Raw genomic sequence first — 19838 nt, 5'->3', positions numbered from 1 at the left:
GGGCCAGAAACAACAAGGGCGCCCGAAGGCGCCCCTGCATGTGTGACGGGTTGTCACACCTCGAGGAAGTCGAGGATACCCTCGGCAGCCTGACGACCTTCGAAGATCGCCGTGACCACCAGATCGGAGCCGCGCACCATGTCGCCACCGGCAAAGATCTTCGGGTTGCTGGTCTGGAACTTGTACTGACCTTGCTCGGGCGCGATAACGCGGCCCTGGCTGTCAGTCTCGACGTTCTTGTCAGCAAACCAGTCGGCCGGGCTCGGACGGAAACCGAAGGCGATGACCACGGCATCGGCCGGCAGTACTTCTTCGGAACCCGGAATCGGCTCGGGACTGCGGCGACCGCGGGCGTCCGGCTCACCCAGACGGGTTTCCACCACCTTGACGCCTTCAACCTTGTCTTCGCCAACAATGGCGATCGGCTGGCGGTTGAACAGGAACTTCACGCCCTCGTCCTTGGCGTTCTTCACTTCCTTGCGCGAACCCGGCATGTTGGCTTCGTCACGGCGGTAGGCGCAGGTCACTGCGGTCGCACCCTGGCGAATGGACGTGCGGTTACAGTCCATTGCGGTATCACCACCGCCGAGCACAACCACCTTCTTGCCCTTCATATCGATAAAGTCGTCAGCGGACTTCTCGAACCCGAGGTTGCGGTTGACGTTGGCGATCAGGAAGTCCAGGGCGTCGTATACACCAGGCAGATCTTCACCCGGGAAGCCGCCCTTCATGTAGGTGTAGGTACCCATGCCCATGAACACGGCATCGTACTCGGCCAGCAGGTCGTCGATCATGACGTCCTTACCGATCTCGGTGTTCAGGCGGAACTCGATACCCATGCCTTCGAATACTTCGCGGCGGCGTGACAGCACGCTCTTCTCGAGTTTGAACTCGGGGATACCGAAGGTCAGCAGGCCACCGATTTCCGGGTAACGGTCGAATACCACCGGGCTGACACCGGCGCGCGCCAGCACGTCGGCGCAACCCAGACCGGCCGGGCCGGCACCGATGATGGCAACGCGCTTGCCCGTCGGCACGACACCGGACATGTCCGGGCGCCAGCCCATGGCGAAGGCGGTATCGGTAATGTACTTCTCGACCGAGCCGATGGTGACCGCACCAAAACCGTCGTTCAGGGTACAGGCGCCTTCACACAGACGGTCCTGCGGGCACACGCGGCCGCAGACTTCCGGCAGGGTGTTGGTCTGGTGCGACAGCTCGGCGGCTTCGAGGATGTTGCCCTCGGAGACCAGCTTCAGCCAGTTCGGAATAAAGTTGTGTACCGGGCACTTCCACTCACAGTAGGGGTTGCCACAACCGAGGCAGCGGTGCGCCTGGTCGGACGCCGCTTCCGGCTTGAACTGCTCGTGAATCTCGACGAACTGGGTCTTGCGCACGCGCAGCGGGCGCTTCTTGGGATCTTCACGACCTACATCGATAAACTGGAAGTCGTTGTTCAAACGGTCTGCCATATCTCAACCTCTAAACTGCAGCGGCGGCTTCATCACACCACTGCAAGACTCATCAGGGCCAGCGGCAGGCTGGGGCGCTCGGTGCGCGGCAGCCTGTCTGCGGCGGCTTTATTGTGGGTTCGCTCGCGTGCTGGTCAGCAGGGCCCGCAGGCTTGCGGCCTTCGGCTTGACCAGCCAGAAGCGGCGGATGTAGTCGTCCAGGTTGTCCAGCACCTCGGCACCCCATGCACTGCCGGTTTCGGTGACGTACTCGGTCAGCACCTGGGTCAGGTGGCTGCGGTACATCTCCATCGCCTCGTTGCTGATGCGGTGCAACTCGACCAGCTCATGATTGAGCTTGTCGAAGAAGGTATTGTCCATATCCAGCACATAGGCAAAGCCACCGGTCATACCGGCACCGAAATTGTGGCCGGTACTGCCGAGTACGCAGACCATACCGCCGGTCATGTACTCACAGCAGTGGTCGCCAGCGCCTTCGATGACCGCGTGCGCACCGGAGTTACGCACCGCGAAGCGCTCGCCGGCCACGCCGGCTGCGAACAGCTTGCCACCGGTGGCACCGTACAGGCAGGTGTTGCCGATGATCGAGGTCTGCTCGGAGCGGAACGGGCTGCCCTTGGGCGGTACGATGGTCAGCTTGCCGCCGGTCATGCCCTTGCCGACGTAGTCGTTGGCATCGCCTTCCAGATACATGTGCAAACCACCGGCGTTCCAGACGCCGAAGCTCTGACCGGCCGTGCCCTTCATGCGGAAGGTGATCGGTGCGCTGGCCATGCCCTGGTTGCCGTGTACCTTGGCGATCTCGCCGGACACACGGGCACCGATGGAACGGTCACAGTTGGTCAGCGACAGCTCGAACTCGCCACCGGTACGACCGTCGATGGCGGCACGCGCCATCTCGACCATCTTCTCGGCAGTCAGGCCCTTGTCGAACGGCGGGTTACGCGGCGACTCGCAGAACTGCGGCTTGTCGGCCGGAACGTCCTTGCTGAACAGCAACGGCTCAAGATCCAGGTTTTGCTGCTTGGCGGTCGTGCCGGGCAGGATTTCCAGCAGATCGGTACGGCCGATCAGGTCCTGCAGACTGCGCACACCCAGCTTGGCCAGCCACTCACGGGTTTCCATGGCGACGTAGGTGAAGAAGTTCATCACCATCTGCACGGTACCGATGTAGTGGTTGTCACGCAGGTGCTGGTTCTGGGTCGCAACACCGGTCGCGCAGTTGTTCAGGTGGCAGATACGCAGGTATTTGCAGCCCAACGCGATCATCGGCGCGGTACCGAAACCAAAGCTCTCGGCACCGAGGATCGCCGCCTTGATCACGTCCAGACCGGTTTTCAGACCACCGTCGGTCTGTACCCGGACCTTGCCACGCAGATCATTGCCGCGCAGGGTCTGATGGGCTTCGGACAGGCCCAGCTCCCAGGGCGAGCCGGCATAACGGATGGAGGTCAGCGGCGAGGCGCCGGTACCACCGTCGTACCCGGAGATGGTGATCAGGTCAGCGTAGGCCTTGGCCACACCGGCGGCGATGGTACCCACGCCCGGCTCGGATACCAGTTTGACCGACACCAGCGCCTGCGGGTTGACCTGCTTGAGGTCAAAGATCAGCTGCGACAGATCTTCAATCGAGTAGATGTCGTGGTGTGGCGGCGGTGAAATCAGCGTCACACCCGGGACTGCATAACGCAGACGGGCAATCAGCTCGTTGACCTTGCCACCCGGCAGCTGGCCACCCTCACCGGGCTTGGCACCCTGGGCAACCTTGATCTGCAGCACCTCGGCGTTGACCAGGTATTCCGGGGTCACACCAAAGCGACCGGAAGCGATCTGCTTGATCTTGGAGGTGCGCTCGGTTCCGTAGCGAGCGGGGTCTTCACCACCTTCGCCAGAGTTGGAGCGTGCGCCCAGACGGTTCATCGCCTCGGCGATGGCCTCATGTGCCTCGGGAGACAGTGCACCCAGCGAGATACCGGCAGAGTCAAAGCGCTTGAAGATCGACTCCAGCGGCTCGACCTCATCCAACGCAATCGCCTGCTGGTCGTCGCGCACCTTGAGCAGGTCACGCAGCGCCGCAACCGGACGGCTGTTCACCAGAGCGGCGTACTCCTGATACTTGTCGTAGCTGTCGCCCTGCACCGCATCCTGCAGCGCGCGGACCACGTCCGGGTTGTAGGCATGGTATTCGCCACCAAACACGAACTTGAGCAGACCGCCCTGCTGGATCGCCTTGCGCGGGTTCCAGGCTTCCTTGGCCAGCAGCGCCTGTTCGGCCTGCAGGTCCTGGAAGCGGGCACCCTGAATGCGGCTGGCAACGCCCTTGAAGCAGACATCAACGACTTCGTCGGCCAGACCCACTGCTTCAAACAGTTGGGCACCACGATAGGACGCGATGGTGGAGATACCCATCTTCGACAGGATCTTCAGCAGGCCCTTGGAAATACCCTTGCGGTAGTACTTGAAGGTTTCGTACAGGTCGCCAATGACTTCGCCGGTACGGATCAGGTCACCCAGCACTTCATACGCCAGGTACGGGTAGACTGCGGTCGCACCGAAGCCGATCAGCACCGCGTAGTGATGCGGATCACGGGTGGTCGCGGTTTCAACCAGGATGTTGCACTCGCAACGCAGACCCGTCGCGGTCAGGTGGTGATGCACAGCACCTACAGCCAGCGCCGCGTGGACCGGCAGCTTGCCCTGCTCGATAGCCCGGTCGCTCAGCACGATCAGCGTCTTGCCTTCACGCACGGCGGCCTCGGCCTGGGCGGCGATATCGCGCACGGCCTCGCCAAGCGGCGTGCCTTCAGCGACGTTGAGGTCAATGACGTGGCGCGCAAAACCGGGACGCTCGTCCAGGTTCATGATGGTGCGCCACTTGGCCGGAGAGATCACCGGCGAGCTGAGAATCGCGCGATTGGCGTGATCGGCAGTCTCTTCAAAGACGTTGCGCTCGGCACCCAGGCAGGTTTCCAGCGACATGACGATGGCTTCACGCAGCGGGTCGATCGCCGGATTGGTCACCTGGGCGAACTGCTGACGGAAGTAGTCATAGACCGAACGCACGCGACCGGACAGCACCGCCATCGGCGTGTCGTCGCCCATGGAGCCGACCGCTTCCTGACCGTTCTCGGCCAGCGGGCGCAGCACCTGGTCACGCTCTTCGAAGGTGACCTGGAACATCTTCATGTACTGCTTGAGACGCTCGGACGAGAGGAAATCGGAGCCGTGGTCGCGATCATCCAGCGTAGCCTGGATGCGCAGGGCATTTTCCTTCAGCCACTTGCGGTACGGATGACGGGACTTCAGGCGATTAGCCACATCATCGGTGTGCAGCACTTCGCCAGTCTGAGTGTCGACAGCCAGAATCTGACCCGGACCAACACGGCCCTTGCTGACGACGTCCTCGGGCTGGTAGTCCCACACGCCGATTTCGGAGGCCAGGGTGATATAGCCGTTCTTGGTGATGACATAACGCGCCGGGCGCAGACCGTTGCGGTCGAGCAGACAAACCGCGTAGCGACCTTCGGTCAGTACAATACCGGCCGGGCCGTCCCAGGCTTCCATATGCATGGAGTTGTATTCGTAGAACGCCCGCAGATCGGCATCCATGGTCTCCACGTTTTGCCACGCCGGCGGCACGACCATGCGGATGGCGCGGAACAGATCCATGCCGCCGCAGATCAGCAGCTCAAGCATGTTGTCCATGCTCGAGGAGTCGGAACCGGTGGTGTTGACCAGCGGTGCCAGACTGTCCAGATCGGGCATCAGATCGTTGGTGAACTTGTTACGGCGCGCCTGGGCCCAGTTACGGTTGGCGGTGATGGTGTTGATTTCACCATTGTGGGCAACCAGACGGAACGGCTGCGCCAGCGGCCACTTCGGCAGGGTATTGGTTGAGAAGCGCTGATGGAACACGCTGATCGCGGTTTCCATTCGCGCATCGCCCAGATCCGGATAGAACTTGTCCAGATCGGCCGGCATCATCAGGCCCTTGTAGGACACGACCTTGTGCGACAGGCTGCAGACATAGAAGTTGCTGTCGGCCTGCATGGCGATTTCGGCCTTGCGGCGCACGTAGAACAACTTGACGGCAAATTGCTGCTCGTCCAGGCCCTCGCCTGATACGAACACTTGCTCAATACGCGGCATGCTGCTCAGGGCCAGCGGGCCGAGAACCGACGGATCGACCGGCACTTCGCGCCAGCCCAGACCGGTCAGCCCCTGATCACTCAAGGCGTCGGCAAAAGCCTGTTTGGCAGCGGTACTGGCAGCCTCGTCGGCACCCATGAACACCATGCCCACGGCGTACTGGTCGGGCAGTTCAACCGCCAGCGCCTCGCGGGCAACCTCGCGCAGAAAACGGTCCGGCTTCTGAATGAGCAGGCCGCAACCATCGCCGGTCTTGCCGTCGGCGTTAATGCCGCCGCGATGGGTCATGCACGTCAGCGCTTCAATTGCCGTCTGCAGCAGGTGATGACTGGGCTGGCCTTCCATGTGGGCAATCAAACCAAAGCCACAGTTATCCTTGAACTGATCAGGCTGGTATAGACCTGCTTTCATAGGCACTCTCTCAAAAAGCTAGTAAATTCGGGCGCGTTAGACTCCAGATCACAGAGAAATCTGGCCCTGCGCCGGACAAAAGGGGAGTAATTGTACACAGCGGCATCAGCGCCCACAATTTTTTTTGGGCAAAAAATGCCGCTTGGGCGTATCCAAATGTCGTAAATAGGAAACTTTTGCCACCCCTGCCAAGCGCCCGAAGGCGCTTTATAGATCCTGCGACAGGGCGCGGTGCACCCGTCAGCCTTGCACCGACGGGCTCGGGCTCAGCGCAAACCGCCCTGAATGTCCCCAATGCTGCGCGGCCAGGGCTTGCTGTCGCGCAGAACAGCAGGCAGCTCGGCAATTCCGGCCTGGGCAGCCTGGCGGGAAGGATAAATGCCCTGGGTGACCACAAACCAGGCAGCACCCTGATGCGTCGTCTCGAAATAGCCCAGATCAGAGACGCCGGCGTGCTTACCGATAAAACTGCGGGCCGCCGCCTCTGAGCGCGTACCCAGCAACTGAACCACGTACTCGGAACCCGCGCGCTGACGGTACCACTGCGCGTCATGCGTAACCGATGACACAGCGGACGCAACAACCGGCGCCGTAACGGGAGCAGGCGCTGGCGTCGGGACTGGAGCTGGAGCTGGAGCTGGAGCTGGAGCTGGAGCTGGAGCTGGAGCTGGAGCTGAAACAGGCTGTGGCGAGGAATCGGATTGCGCAACCTCCAATTCGGGTGCACGAGCAGGGACAGTTTCATCGCCCTCTACCAGCACCGGCGCATCAACCAGGCCAGCCACTGACGGCGCTGTTTGGTTGCCGCCGTCATTCTGAGCAGCAGCCGAGGCCGGCGCCGGCGGCGCAATCGGCTCGGGTACTTCAATTTGCGCCTCAACGACCGGCTCCGGCAACTGCAGCACCGTGCGCTCCGGCTCAACCGGGGCTCGATCCCCCATGTACCAGGCCACGGCAACACCCAGCCCAATCAGGCCAAGCGCTGCCAGCGCCTTGAAGGGTATACCGCCTGAGCTTGAAGTGCGCGCTGCCAGTGGCGCCTGCTGCATCGCCCGAAGCATAACCTGACGTCCTGCCAGATTGATCCCGCCGGGCCAGCCGCCGCTGAGCCGGTGAATCTCCTCAATCTGCTCGTCGCTAAGCAGCTCGATTCCCTGCCCGGCGCCTTCCAGGCGCTGGGCGAGATAGTCGCGGGTTTCGTTAACATCCAGCGCGGCCAAACTGACAACATGAACATTGCCGGCCTCCTCACCCGCAGCGGCAGAAGCAAAACGCCCCACCGATTCGCTATCGGCAAACAGGAATACCCGCGGTGCAAAGCTGCCGGCTTCAGCGATTTCACACAACATGCTGATGGCCGACGACTCAAGCAGTTCGGCATCATCAATGACCAGATAGAGCTGAATGCCTACCAGCTCGCTTTGCTGCGCCTTCTGCAGCAGACTGGCCACATCGCGCTGCTCGGTATTGAGCGCCTGACACAGCTGCGCCAGCAAAGCCGCCTCCGAGGCGTGCTCGCGCGCAGACAACACAACGCACTGAACGACATCCTTGTTGCTGCTGGCCACCAGCGCCTGACGCAACAACGTCTTGCCGGCACCCTGCGGCCCCGCTACCACCAGCACCTTGTGGCCATAACGAGCGAGATGGTGCAACTCGGCGAGAACCGGCTTTCTTTTCGGCGTAAAGAATTTGAAGCCGGGAGCACGCGCGGCAAAAGGATCATGACTGAGCTGGTAATGTTCCAGCAGCTCGTCCGGCTGACTCACCGCACTGAAAACCTCATCAAAACCGTTACTCATTGTTCACTGTCCTGCAGGCATTCACGAAGCGCCACGACGTCATAATCGGCCGTCACTTCAGCGCCGCCAATCCGGCGCAGCAGCACCAGGCGCAGCTGACCGTCGAGAACCTTTTTATCCACTGCCATCAGGCGCTCAAAGTCGGACGCCCGCATACCGGCAGGCGCACGAACCGGCAATCCAGCTGCGGCGATGACGGATTCGCCACGCTTTCGATCAACATCCGAGATCCAGCCAAGCCGCTCCGACAGGTCAAGCGCCATGACCATTCCGGCGCCCACGGCCTCTCCGTGCAGCCAGCTGCCGTAGCCCTGGTGTGCCTCAATGGCGTGGCCGAAGGTATGACCCAGATTGAGAATCGCGCGCACACCGCCTTCGCGCTCGTCAGCAGCAACAACCTCGGCCTTGATAGCACAGGAGCGCATGATCGCCTCGGTCACCAGCGTCGTATCGAGTTGACGCAAGCCGACCATGTTCCGTTCCAGCCAGCCAAGAAAGGCTTCATCCCTGATCAGGCCGTACTTGATTATCTCTGCCAGCCCGGCGCTGACCTCACGACCCGGCAGGGTCTTGAGGCTGTCAGTGTCGATAATCACCGCCTTGGGCTGATAGAAGGCGCCGATCATATTCTTGCCTGCCGGATGATTGATGCCGGTCTTGCCGCCCACAGAAGAGTCAACCTGCGACAACAGGGTGGTAGGCACCTGAATGAAATCGACACCGCGCTGGTAGGCAGACGCAGCGAAGCCCGTCATGTCACCAATTACACCACCACCAAGGGCAATGAGCGTTGTTCGGCGATCGTGGCGCTCCGCCAGCAGGGCATCGAAAATCTGCTGCAGTGTTGCCCAGTTCTTGTAGGCCTCACCCGTCGGCAAGACCACCGAGGTTACCTTGTAGTCACTGAGCACCTGCTGCAGAGACTCAAGATATAGCGGCGCGACGGTATCATCGGTGACGATGCACACCTGCCGACCGCCGATATGACGAGCGAACATCTCAGCCTGGGCCATCAGACCCGAGCCGATATAAATTGGATAACTGCGATCACCTAGATCGACATTCAGAACCTGCATCAAAGCACTCCCCATTCAGCTGGCACAGGATACAACAGTCGCGGGAAGCTGCGATACGGGAGGGAGGAGAAGCAAAAGCTGTAAAACTCAGGCTTCCTGCAGCTTGGCCAGAATGGCGTTAACAACCACCTTGGGGCCGCGTTGATCCGTTTCGATGATCAGATCGGCAATTTCCCGATAGAGCGGATCTCGCTTGGCCATCAGGTCACGCAGCACCGCCTCGGGATCGGCGGTTTGCAGCAGAGGGCGCTGACGATCCTTGGCCGTCCGTTGCAGCTGCTGCTCTACACTGGTGCACAGGTAGACGACCAGACCACCGGATTTAAGCGCAGCACGATTGGCCGGGCGCATGACAACGCCACCGCCGGTCGCCAGCACGATTCCGTCCTCGTGGACCAGCTCGGCAATCATCGCCTCCTCACGCTGGCGAAACCCCTCCTCGCCCTCAACATCGAAGATCCAGGGGATATCGGCACCAGTGCGCACCTCGATCTCGCGATCGGAGTCCTTGAAGGGGTATTTGAGCTCTTTGGCAAGCAAACGCCCGATGGTGCTTTTTCCAGCACCCATCGGGCCTATCAGAAAGACGTTACGCAAGAAGATTACCTGGCCAGCGTGATGGCACCGTTGTTGATGATCCGCGGCGTCAGGAAAATCAGCAGTTCGGTCTTGCTTTCTGCCGTTACGTCACGACGGAACATCCGACCGAGCAACGGCAGATCACCAAGGAAAGGTACCTTTTCCTGAGCACTGGAGGTCTCGCTCTGGAATACGCCACCGATCACGATAGTTTCACCGTCGGCAACCAGGATATTGGCATTGACCTCATTCTTGCGAATGGTCGGCACCCCATTCACCTGGTTGGAGAAGTCCGGCTCATCCTTGGTCACGATAACTTCCATGATCACCTGGTTGTCCGGAGTGATCTGGGGGGTCACTTCCAGCGACAGCACTGCATCGGCAAAGGACGTCGTGGTTGCACCGCTGGAGCTGGCTTCCTGATACGGAATTTCCGAACCTTTCAGGATCTTTGCCGTTTCCTTGTCGGAGGTCACCACTTTCGGCTGGGAAATCACCTCACCGTTACCGGTGCTCTCCATCGCGGACAGTTGCAGATCCAGAATGGTGTTGTCGGTAATAAAGCCGATGCCGATCCCCGAGGTGGAGCCCACTACGCCCATATCGACGAACGGCGAGTTTGCCGGGCGCTCCGGTACACCGTAATAGCCGCCAGAGGTAGTATCCGGCGGCAGAAAGTCCGGCGCGTCAACGATCTCGGTCTGGCCATCCTTACCGAATGCGGAGAAGTTGCCACCCAGATTGAACGCGCCACCCCAGCGCACACCCAGGGCCTTGTCGAAACCGACGTTGGCTTCAACAATCCGGGCTTCAATCATGACCTGACGAACCGGAATGTCCAGCTGGGTCACAATGCGGCGCAGCTCGTCCAGCTTTTGCTGGGTTTCCAGCGCGATAATGCTGTTGGTACGCTCATCAACCGTCAGCGAACCCCGTTGGGAGTCGGCATCAGCCGCCGTTACTGAGGCAAACAGCTTGGCAATATCCGCCGCCTTGGCGTAATTGACCTGAATCAGCTCGCGACGCAGCGGTGCCAGCTCGGCAATCTGCTTCTGCGCCTCCAGCTCCTGACGCTCGCGTGCAGCGATCTCGTCTGCCGGCGCTACCAGCAACACATTACCCACCTGACGCTTATCCAGACCTTTGGTCTTGAGCACCAGATCCAGCGCCTGATCCCATGGCACGTTCTGCAGGCGCAGCGTGATACTGCCCTGCACTGTGTCGCTGGCTACCAGGTTCAGGTCGGTGAAGTCGGCAATCAACTGCAGCACCGAGCGCACTTCGATATCCTGGAAGTTCAGCGACAGCTTCTCACCGGTATAGGTGAACGCATCAGCACGACGCTGCTCCACCTCGGCACGGGTCAGCGGCTTGAAGCTGACGGTCAGGCGATTGTCAGCCTGATACACCAGATGCTCGTAATAGCCGGTCGGCTCAATCACGATAGACGCATTGTCGCCGCTGCCACTGGCATTGACGAAGTTCACCGGCGTGGCGAAGTCCTTGACGTCCAGCTGAACACGCAGCTCGTCAGGCAGGCGGGTATTTGGGAAGTTGAGCTTGACGCGACCGCCCTGCTCCTCCACGTCGACCCGGATAGTCGGATCACTCAAGTCAATGACGACATTACCGGAGCCGTCACTGCCACGCTGAAAGTCCAGACTGGTGATCGCCCGACCACTGACGACCGGACTGGATACCGCCGGCTCGTTGTCCGTGCGCCAGTTATTGTTGGTGGCCACCGGAGTGGCGGCGGCCGTGGTTGCCGGCGCTGCCGCTGCCGTTGCACCAACCATCACGTACAGGTCATTGCCTTCGGCGCGGGTGGTGTAGGGCGCCAGGCTGGTCAAATTGATGATCAGGCGGGTACGGTCACCGGCCTCAACGACGGTCACGCTCCGGGCATTACCCAGACCGAGTTCGCGGCTGCGCTCACCGAGCTTGTTCTTGACGCCTGGCAGGTCCAGCGCGATCCGCGCCGGCTGGTCGATGGTGTAACCCTTCGGCGAGCCGGTGACAGGCTCGTCGAAGCTCAGTTTGAGCTCTACCCGATCCCCCGGCAGAGAAGCGACATCCATACGTTGCAGATCAGCCGCAAGGGCCAACGGACTCAGCAGTGACATTACTGCTGCGAGCGGAAAAATTCTGGTCAGAGACATTTGCTTGCGTTCCACGCGTGACTGTTTGCAGTTCATGTTTTCTCTCCCTGGTTGTCCTACCCGCGCTCAGCAAGGCTGAGGGTGCGCGGTCGCTCCAACCACCCGCCTTCTCCGTCCGGCACGATTTCAACTACATCAACGCGATTTTCTTCGATCCCGGTGACACGTCCATGATTACGCCCGAGGTAATCGCCAATTCTGACCCGATGCACACTGCCGGCACCCGAGATGAGCGCCTGCATTCCCTCGGCGTTACTGATGGTACCGACCATCTGGAAACTCTCGATGTTGAACCCTTCAAGGAACTGCTTGACGCGGTTTTCGTCAGGCTTGATGTCCTGAGACCCTTTTTGCCGCTGCGACAGATCAATCTTGATCGGCGGCTGGAAGGGGCTGCGCAGGGACGCTGCGCTGTAGGTGAAGGCCTCATAGGGTTCAAAGCGTGGCAACGGCTCGATCTTGCCCGCAGGACGCGCGCGCACATCGTCCATGAATTGCTGCAGATCGGAAAAATCGTTACTGCCACAGCCACTGAGCGAAAACGCCGCCAGCAGCGTCAATCCGGTCATTCGCCAGGTCAAGTTCATTGCTGACCTCCGGCATCATTGTAGCGGTAGGTTTTCGCGACGATATTCATCGCCAGCAAATCGGGGTTGTTCCCGCTGACCGGTTTGATAGTGAAGTCACCGAGCGTCACGATCCGCGGCAGGCCGGCTACACCGCTGACGAAGGTCGCCAGATCATGGTAGCTGCCACGAACCACGATATTGATCGGCAGTTCAACGTAGAACTGTTTGGCCTGCTCGGGACGCAGGGTAATCGACTCGAACTCCAGGCCGCTGTTCAGCCCCATCTGGGTAATGTCTTCGAGCAAACCGGGGACTTCGCTGTCCTTGGGCAGCTGCTTGAGGAGACCGCTGAAGCGCTCCTCGATTTCGGCCAGTTGCTCCTTATAGGCTTCAAGGTTTGCGGCGCGGAACGACTTGTCCTCGAACTCCTTGCGCAGAGCCACTTCCTGAGCCTGGACACGCTCCAGCCCTACTCTCAGATCCTTCAGGTGGAACTGGTAGCCCGCCGCCAGCAGCGCGATAAACACCAGCACGCAGACGATGACCTTGAGCGCTCCCGGCCAGGAGCCAATATTATTGAAGTCAAGATCGTTTAAATCGATCTTCTTCAGACTTTCCATGGATTGAGCGAAACTCATTGCTGCTGCTCTCCCTCAGCGGCACCGGCTCTGGGCTCGGTTTGTTTTACGGTCAACTCAAACACGTTGGCCTGATCCAGAGCACCCGAGGTAACCGCCTTGACGGCAGTCAGATTCGGAGCGGTCAGCCAGTCAGACGCATCCAGCTGACGCATCAGATTGGACACTCGGCTGTTGGACTCTGCCCCACCCTTGATGGAAATCGCACTGCCCTTCATGCCCACGTCAGTGAAATAGACTCCATCGGGCAGCGTACGCGCCAACTCATCAAAGACACGAACAATGATGGGCCGTTTGCCCTGCAGATCCTGGATAATCTTCATCCGATCCAGCAACTGGGCGCGACGCGCCTGCAACTGTTCGATTTCCTTGATACGCCGCTCAAGCTGGGCAATTTCGCTCTTGATAAAGGCATTGCGCGCGTTCTGATTCTCGATCTGCCCATTGACGTAGCGGTCAGCCAAAAACACCAGCGCCCCTGCAAACAGGACAACCAGTGCCAGAATGGTCAGAAATTCCTTTTTTCGCTCTTCCCTCAGCTGCTCGCGCCAAGGCAACAGGTTAATGCGAGCCATCAGTCAAAACTCCTCATTGCCAGACCACACGCAATCATCAGGGCGGGCGCGTCATTGCTCAGGGCAACCGCATCAACCTTGTTTGACAGGGTCATGTTTGCAAAGGGGTTGGCAACCAGAGTGGTGGTACCAATTTTCTGCTGTACCAACTGATCCAGCCCTGGAATCGAAGCGGTACCACCGGCCAGCAAGATGTAGTCGACGTCGTTGTATTGCCCGCCGGCAAAGAAAAACTGCAGCGATCGAGATACCTGCTGCACCACTGCATCCTTGAAGGGACCCAGCACCTCGACTTCGTAATCGTCGGGAAGACCGCCCTGCTTCTTGGCCAGCCCGGCCTCGTCCTGGGACAAGCCGTAACGGCGCTGAATCTCATCCGTCAGTTGCTTGCCGCCAAACAGCTGCTCGCGGGTATAAATGGTGCGACCACCACTGAGCACACTCAGGGTCATCATGGTTGCACCGATGTCGATCACCGCGATGGTCAGGTCATCGTTGCCCGCATCCAGCTGCCCAATAACAAGCTCGCAGGCACGCTCCATCGCGTAAGCCTCGACCTCGACAATCTTGGCGGTCAGACCGGCAAGTGCCAGTGCGGCTTCGCGGATATCGACATTTTCACGGCGACAGGCAGCGAGCAACACTTCTTCTCTGGCGGGATTGCGGGGGGAAACGCCCTGGACTTCGAAGTCTATGGCAACCTCGTCCAGCGGGTAGGGGATGTACTGGTCGGCTTCGATCTTGATCTGTTCTTCCATCTCGTCAGGATCAAGCCCGGCATCCATCTCGATCACCTTGGTGATCACCGCGGATCCGGCTACCGCCACTGCGGCCTGCCTGAGCGACGATTTCGATCGCGCCAGTACCTTCTCCAGCGCCTGTCCGACGCCTTCGAGTTCGACAATGTTCTTCTCCACTACCGAAGCGGGAGGGAGAGGTTCGACCGCGTAGGCCTCGACCTTGTAGCGGCCACCGGAGCGGCTGAGTTCGAGCAGCTTCACGGTGGTGGAGCTGATGTCGATGCCCAGCAGCGTATTCGCTTTTTTCTTGAAGAGCCCTAGCACAGCCAATTTCCTATCAGCATCCGACACTTACGGACGGTTTATGTTTTCCTACATTAAATAACAGGACTTGTACAAGCGCAAATGGCTAAAACAAAAAAAATACGCTTATAATGCAGACTGTTATCCCGTTCTCGTTTAGCAATCCTGCTAACGTTCTAATTAATCAGGGAATTCCGCATCCCTTATGCGATTGCTGAAGTTTCTATTCTGGTCAGTTCTGGCGCTTGTATGCGCTCCAGCCATGGTGCTCAGCGGCGTCGCGCTCTATCTGAGCCCCTCGCTGCCTGACGTCGAAACCCTTCGAGACGTCGAACTGCAGACTCCGTTGCGGATATATAGCACAGATAATCGACTGATTGCAGAGTTCGGCGAAATGCGTCGTTTCCCGATCAGTTACGAGCAGATTCCACCGGCCTTCGTCCACGCCCTGCTTGCTGCAGAAGATGACAACTTCCTGAATCACCATGGCGTCGACCCGATGGGCCTGCTGCGCGCTGCCGCAGAGCTTGTGCAGACCGGTCACATCCAGACCGGCGGCAGCACAATCACCATGCAGGTCGCCAAGAATTACTTCCTGTCGAGCAAGCGCGTGTTCTCGCGCAAGCTGAACGAAATCCTGCTGGCTCTGCAAATCGAGCGCAATCTCAGCAAGCAGGAGATTTTCGAGTTATATGTGAACAAGATCTACCTTGGCAACCGCGCCTACGGGATCGAAGCCGCCGCGCAGGTGTATTACGGCAAGTCAATTAATGAGTTACCCCTGGCGGATCTGGCCATGATCGCCGGCCTGCCCAAGGCGCCTTCGCGCTACAACCCGATTGCCAACCCGGAACGCACCAAGGTGCGTCGAGACTGGATTCTCGACCGCATGCTGACGCTTGGCTATATCGATGAAGCGAGTTATCGAGAAGCCGTTGCGACGCCAATTACCGCACGCAATCACGGCGCCAACCCTGAAATGGAAGCACCCTATATTGCCGAGATGGCCCGCCTTGAGATGGTCGAGCGCTACGGCAACGAGGCTTACACCCAAGGCTTCAACGTCTACACCACCGTCGACAGTCGACTGCAGGAAATGGCCAACAGCGCCCTGCGTGACGGCCTGCAGGAGTATGACCGCCGCCACGGTTACCGTGGCCCTGAGTCGCGCAACCCCGAGATCACACTGGAGCAGGGCCTGGCCATGCTCGAAGGCTACCGCAGCATGGGCGGACTGGAGCCGGCGCTGGTTTCGGCGGTGAACGGCGACAATGTCGAGATTCGCCTGCGCCGCGAGCAGACGGGGATCATCGCCTGGGAGAACATGAACTGGGCACGCCCCTATCTCAGCGCCAACAGCATGGGGCCGCGTCCGGGCAAACCCGCCGACGTGCTCAAACCGGGTGACATCATCCGGGTCAGCCGCCTCGAAGGTGACCAGTTCCGCCTGGCGCAAATCCCGCAGGCGCAGAGCGCACTGGTGGTGCTGGGCCCGCAGGACGGCGCAATCAAGGCACTGATCGGCGGTTTCTCGTTCCTGCAGAGCAACTATAACCGGGTTACCCAGGCACGCCGGCAGCCCGGCTCAAGTTTCAAGCCATTCCTGTACTGCGCGGCACTGGATAACGGCTACAACCCGGCCAGCCTGGTCAACGATGCGCCGCTGATCTTTGTTGACGACTATCTGGACTCGATCTGGCGCCCGCAGAACTCGGGCGGTGATTTCCTCGGCCCGATCCGCCTGCGCGAGGCGCTGTATCGTTCTCGCAACCTGGTTTCCATTCGCCTGATGCAGGATCTGGGCGTCGACAAGGCACTGACCTATATCGAGCGTTTCGGCTTCAGCCGTGAGGAGCTGCCTCGCAACCTGTCTGCCTCACTCGGTACCTCCGAGCTGACGCCACTGCAGATTGCCCAGGGTTATACCGCCTTTGCCAATGGCGGCTATGCGGTCAAACCCTACCTGGTTGAGCGCATCGAAGACCGTTACGGCAACCTGATCGACTACGCCAGGCCGGCAGTAACGCCCGAGCTGACCGAGGAGCAAACCGCTCGCCTGCAAAGCTATGCAGAACGCCAGGAAACCGAGACCGCAAAAGAGCCGGTAGCCGCGGAGCGCATCGTCGACGCGCGCACCATCTACCAACTGAACAGCATGCTCCAGGACGTTGTGCGCCGCGGCACCGCCGTCCGTGCCCGGGCACTGCAACGCAATGACCTGGCGGGCAAGACCGGGACCACCAACGACCAGAAGGATGCCTGGTTCTCCGGCTACAACCCCGATCTGGTGGCCACCGCCTGGGTCGGATTCGACCAGCCCGCGACGCTGGGGCGCCGCGAATACGGTGGTACCGCCGCACTGCCAATCTGGATGCAGTTCATGGGCGCCGCGCTGGAAGGCGTCCCGGACCGGACCATCCCCATGCCGAGCGGGCTGGTAACGGCACGCATCGATCCCGCTACCGGGCGCAGCGCGCCGCCCGGCAGCAGTGATGCCTTCCTGGAAATCTTCAAGCAGGAAGAGGCGCCGCCGCCCTACAGCGAATTGGAAATGGGTGGCTACAGCAATGGCGACGGCAGCGTCTCACCGCTAGAGCTGTTCTGAGCCAACGCATGGACCTGGCGCCGCAACCAGCGGTTGACCGGGTCATGCTCCATGCCCTTGTGCCAGTAAAGCGTCAGACCAATCTCCGGTAGTGGTAACGGCATGTTCAGCAGCCGGTTTCCCAGCGGCCGGTTGATCAACTCGGCATGACGCCGCGACATGGTCAGCAACAAGGGCGTCTGCGCCACCACCAGGCTCGCCGCCTGATAACTCTGGCACTGCTGCACCACATTGCGCATCAGCCCCAGATGCCCCAGTGCCAGATCCTCGTAGGACAGCCCACGCCGCCAGGACGCCACCGCGATATGCTCGGCGGCCATATAGCTGTCGGCCGTCAGCTCGCCCTCAAACTGCGGCCCGGCCACCACGCAGAGCGGCTCCTTGACCAGTTGCATCTGCCGCAGACTGGCGTCCGCCGGTCGCGCGATCTGCACAGCGAGGTCAATCCGTCCCGCGGCTAATTCCAGCTTCAGCTCAGACCAGCGCACACCCACGGTGCGCACCCGGCTGCGCGGCGCCAATTCACGCAACCGGGTCAGCAGCGGCGGAATCAAGACCGGCTCCAGTTGCTCCGGCAGGCTGATGGTGAAGGTGCGCGCGTCTTCCTGCGGATCAAACTGCTGCAGATAGCCGAGGCTCTGCTGCAGCCGACTCAGACTATCGATAATCCCGGGCGCCAGCCGCATTGCCGCGGCGGTCGGGGTCACGCCCCTGCCCTCACGCACGAACAGCGGGTCGGAAAAGTGCTCTCGCAGCCGTGCCAGCGAGTGGCTGACCGCGGACTGGCTGACATGCAGCACCGCCGCCGCACGGGTCAGGTTGCGCTCGCGGTAAACCACCTCGAATACCCGAAACAGATTGAGATCAATCCGGGCCAATGATGGGGAATCATTCTTTTCACTCATCAACAAACACCTGCTGCATGGGCCATCCCCCCGAGATTACGCGCCCATAGCCAAACCATGAATCGTAATCATGGTTCTGAATGAATATTGATCGCTTCTTATCCGCCTCGACAGCTCCTAAGCTTGAGCAACAACAACAGCAAGAGGCACGGACATGCACGAGCAGGACTATCTCGATACCCTCAAGGCGATTCAGGCCAAGGTCTGGCCGGCAGGCAAACCGACCAACCCCGTCTACCCACAGGGTGAACGACCGCTGACCGAATATCTCGCCCACTGGGCGCACACCGCGCCGGACCGGGTTGCCGTGCATTTCTATGGTCACCAACTGACCTACGCCGAGCTGGATGACCTGAGCAACCGTTGCGCCGCCCTGTTGCAGGCCCAAGGTATCAAGCCGGGAGACCGGGTCGCGGTGTTCATGCCCAACTGCCCGCAGCTGCATATCGCTTTCTACGGCATTCTCAAGATGGGCGCGATCCACGCCCCGGTCAGCCCGATGGCCAAGGGCATGGAGCTGAGCTATCAGCTCGACGACTGTGGCGCCCGCGCCATCATCTGCTTCGACCAGTTGCTGCCGGTGGTACGAGAGATTCGCGAGCAGACCGCGCTGGAGCAGGTGTTCTCCACCAGCTTGTCCGAACTCTGCCCGGCCCAGCCGCCGATTCCGGTACCGGACCTGCTGCAGGCACCCAAACTGCCCGTCACCGACAGCATCGACCTGATGCCCGCACTGGCTGCCACAGATCCCGCTCCGCAGAACCTGCCCAGGCTGAATCTGGACGACACCGCCGCGCTCAACTACACCGGCGGCACCACCGGTCTGCCGAAGGGCTGCATTCATACCCACGGCGACATGCTCTACACCTGCGCCAGCTTTGTTCCGGTCGCCATGGGCTTTGACGAGGAGCGCATAGGCCTGAACTTCATGCCGGAATTCTGGATCGCCGGCGAGAACTCCGGCCTACTGTTCCCCGTTTTCGCCGGCACCACGCTGGTGTTGCTGGCCCGCTGGGACGCGCTGACCTTTATGAGCGCCGTTCAGCACTATCGGGTTACCCAGACCGGTCTACTGGTCGACAGCGCCTCCGAGGTGCTCGATCACCCGCAGGTCAGCGAGTTCGACTTCAGCTCGCTCGAAACCACCAGCTGCGTCTCCTTTATCAAGAAGCTGACCCCGGAATACCGCCGCCGCTGGCGCGAGCTGACCGGCTGCACGCTGTTCGAAACCAGCTTCGGCATGACCGAAACCCACACCTGCGACACCTTTACCGCCGGCCTGCAGGACGATGACTTCGATCTGAAATCCGAGCCCACCTTCGTCGGCCTGCCGGTGCCCGGCACCGAGTTCAAGGTCTGCGACTTCGAGACCGGCGCGCTGCTGCCGCTGGGCAGCGAAGGCGAGCTGTGCCTGCGCAGTCCGTCGCTGCTCAAGGGCTACTGGAACAAACCCGACGCCAGCGCCGAGGCACTGCGCGACGGTGGCTGGCTGCATACCGGCGACAGCGGCGTGATCACCGAGCAGGGTTTTATCCGCTACCTCGGCCGGCGCAAGGAAATGCTCAAGGTCAACGGCATGAGCGTGTTCCCCAGCGAGCTGGAAGCCATGCTCGGCCAACATCCGGATATTCTGGCCTCAGCGGTCATCGGCAAGCCAGACCCGCAGCGCGGCCAGACGCCCCTTGCCTTCATCATTACCAAGCCCGGCAGCCACGCCAGTGCCGAGTCGCTGCGCGACTGGTGCAAACAGGCGATGGCGATCTACAAGGTGCCGGAGATTCGGCTGGTCGATACACTGCCGATGACCGCGACCGGCAAGGTCAAGAAACAGGAACTACAGGACTGGATCAACTAA

13 protein-coding genes are annotated in these 19838 nt (G+C 60.6%); 2 read left to right on the top strand and 11 right to left on the bottom strand.

The window, feature by feature from the left end; translation table 11 throughout:
- Positions 1-53: 53 nt before the first annotated feature.
- The 10 genes from ACZ5WQ_RS16155 to ACZ5WQ_RS16110 all read right to left on the bottom strand — a co-directional run bounded on the left by ACZ5WQ_RS16155 (position 54) and on the right by ACZ5WQ_RS16110 (position 14494).
- The gene (locus ACZ5WQ_RS16155) at positions 54-1472 is read right to left on the bottom strand and encodes an FAD-dependent oxidoreductase (protein WP_464382675.1); all 1419 of its coding nucleotides are present in this window, start codon (positions 1470-1472) and stop codon (positions 54-56) included.
- A gap of 108 nt (positions 1473-1580) precedes the next feature.
- Positions 1581-6032, bottom strand: a complete 4452-nt coding sequence (gene gltB, locus ACZ5WQ_RS16150) for a glutamate synthase large subunit (protein ID WP_338213074.1) — start codon at positions 6030-6032, stop codon at positions 1581-1583.
- A 266-nt stretch (positions 6033-6298) separates the two neighbouring features.
- A complete protein-coding gene (locus ACZ5WQ_RS16145) occupies positions 6299-7834 on the bottom strand; it encodes an AAA family ATPase (protein WP_464382674.1) in 1536 nt (511 codons plus the stop codon).
- Entirely contained in the window at positions 7831-8910 is a 1080-nt protein-coding gene (gene aroB / locus ACZ5WQ_RS16140; protein ID WP_285677518.1) for a 3-dehydroquinate synthase, read from the bottom strand. The genes ACZ5WQ_RS16145 and aroB overlap by 4 nt, the downstream gene beginning before the upstream one ends.
- 87 nt (positions 8911-8997) lie before the next feature.
- The gene (gene aroK / locus ACZ5WQ_RS16135; RefSeq protein WP_228245559.1) at positions 8998-9507 is read right to left on the bottom strand and encodes a shikimate kinase AroK; all 510 of its coding nucleotides are present in this window, start codon (positions 9505-9507) and stop codon (positions 8998-9000) included.
- Positions 9508-9512: 5 nt separating this feature from the next.
- Complete coding sequence (pilQ, locus tag ACZ5WQ_RS16130; protein ID WP_285677519.1) at positions 9513-11648, bottom strand: type IV pilus secretin PilQ; 2136 nt, start codon at positions 11646-11648, stop codon at positions 9513-9515.
- 56 nt (positions 11649-11704) lie between these two features.
- Positions 11705-12217 (bottom strand): type 4a pilus biogenesis lipoprotein PilP, encoded by a 513-nt coding sequence (gene pilP / locus ACZ5WQ_RS16125; protein ID WP_418887104.1) that lies wholly within the window; start codon positions 12215-12217, stop codon positions 11705-11707.
- A 14-nt stretch (positions 12218-12231) separates the two neighbouring features.
- The gene (locus tag ACZ5WQ_RS16120; RefSeq protein ID WP_088277117.1) at positions 12232-12855 is read right to left on the bottom strand and encodes a type IV pilus inner membrane component PilO; all 624 of its coding nucleotides are present in this window, start codon (positions 12853-12855) and stop codon (positions 12232-12234) included.
- On the bottom strand, positions 12852-13430 hold the full coding sequence (locus tag ACZ5WQ_RS16115; RefSeq protein WP_233048949.1) for a PilN domain-containing protein: 579 nt from the start codon (positions 13428-13430) through the stop codon (positions 12852-12854). Before ACZ5WQ_RS16115 ends, ACZ5WQ_RS16120 begins: the two co-directional genes overlap by 4 nt.
- Entirely contained in the window at positions 13430-14494 is a 1065-nt protein-coding gene (locus ACZ5WQ_RS16110) for a pilus assembly protein PilM (RefSeq protein ID WP_228245562.1), read from the bottom strand. Before ACZ5WQ_RS16110 ends, ACZ5WQ_RS16115 begins: the two co-directional genes overlap by 1 nt.
- Before the next feature lie 184 nt (positions 14495-14678).
- Here ACZ5WQ_RS16110 and ACZ5WQ_RS16105 point away from each other — a divergent pair, with 184 nt between their 5' ends.
- The gene (locus tag ACZ5WQ_RS16105; protein ID WP_464382673.1) at positions 14679-17078 is read left to right on the top strand and encodes a penicillin-binding protein 1A; all 2400 of its coding nucleotides are present in this window, start codon (positions 14679-14681) and stop codon (positions 17076-17078) included.
- Here ACZ5WQ_RS16105 and ACZ5WQ_RS16100 read toward each other — a convergent pair.
- Positions 17033-17983 (bottom strand): LysR family transcriptional regulator, encoded by a 951-nt coding sequence (locus ACZ5WQ_RS16100; protein WP_228247636.1) that lies wholly within the window; start codon positions 17981-17983, stop codon positions 17033-17035. The two genes, ACZ5WQ_RS16105 and ACZ5WQ_RS16100, sit on opposite strands and share 46 nt — an antisense overlap.
- Before the next feature lie 154 nt (positions 17984-18137).
- On the opposite strand from ACZ5WQ_RS16100, the gene ACZ5WQ_RS16095 reads away from it, so the two are divergent.
- A complete protein-coding gene (locus ACZ5WQ_RS16095) occupies positions 18138-19838 on the top strand; it encodes an AMP-binding protein (protein WP_464382672.1) in 1701 nt (566 codons plus the stop codon).

Source organism: Halopseudomonas sp. T1L2 (genome assembly GCF_055397385.1).
The sequence above is the reverse complement of the archived record's forward strand: the minus strand, read 5'-3'. Positions and strand labels throughout refer to the sequence as shown.

Excerpts from the sequence above, each read along its gene's own strand:
- ACZ5WQ_RS16155 (WP_464382675.1), bottom strand. The coding sequence starts at position 1,472 with ATGGCAGACCGTTTGAACAACGACTTCCAGTTTATCGATGTAGGTCGT.
- gltB (WP_338213074.1), bottom strand. The coding sequence starts at position 6,032 with ATGAAAGCAGGTCTATACCAGCCTGATCAGTTCAAGGATAACTGTGGC.
- ACZ5WQ_RS16145 (WP_464382674.1), bottom strand. The coding sequence starts at position 7,834 with ATGAGTAACGGTTTTGATGAGGTTTTCAGTGCGGTGAGTCAGCCGGAC.
- aroB (WP_285677518.1), bottom strand. The coding sequence starts at position 8,910 with ATGCAGGTTCTGAATGTCGATCTAGGTGATCGCAGTTATCCAATTTAT.
- pilQ (WP_285677519.1), bottom strand. The coding sequence starts at position 11,648 with ATGTCTCTGACCAGAATTTTTCCGCTCGCAGCAGTAATGTCACTGCTG.
- pilP (WP_418887104.1), bottom strand. The coding sequence starts at position 12,217 with ATGACCGGATTGACGCTGCTGGCGGCGTTTTCGCTCAGTGGCTGTGGC.
- ACZ5WQ_RS16120 (WP_088277117.1), bottom strand. The coding sequence starts at position 12,855 with ATGAGTTTCGCTCAATCCATGGAAAGTCTGAAGAAGATCGATTTAAAC.
- ACZ5WQ_RS16115 (WP_233048949.1), bottom strand. The coding sequence starts at position 13,430 with ATGGCTCGCATTAACCTGTTGCCTTGGCGCGAGCAGCTGAGGGAAGAG.
- ACZ5WQ_RS16105 (WP_464382673.1), top strand. The coding sequence starts at position 14,679 with ATGCGATTGCTGAAGTTTCTATTCTGGTCAGTTCTGGCGCTTGTATGC.
- ACZ5WQ_RS16100 (WP_228247636.1), bottom strand. The coding sequence starts at position 17,983 with ATGAGTGAAAAGAATGATTCCCCATCATTGGCCCGGATTGATCTCAAT.
- ACZ5WQ_RS16095 (WP_464382672.1), top strand. The coding sequence starts at position 18,138 with ATGCACGAGCAGGACTATCTCGATACCCTCAAGGCGATTCAGGCCAAG.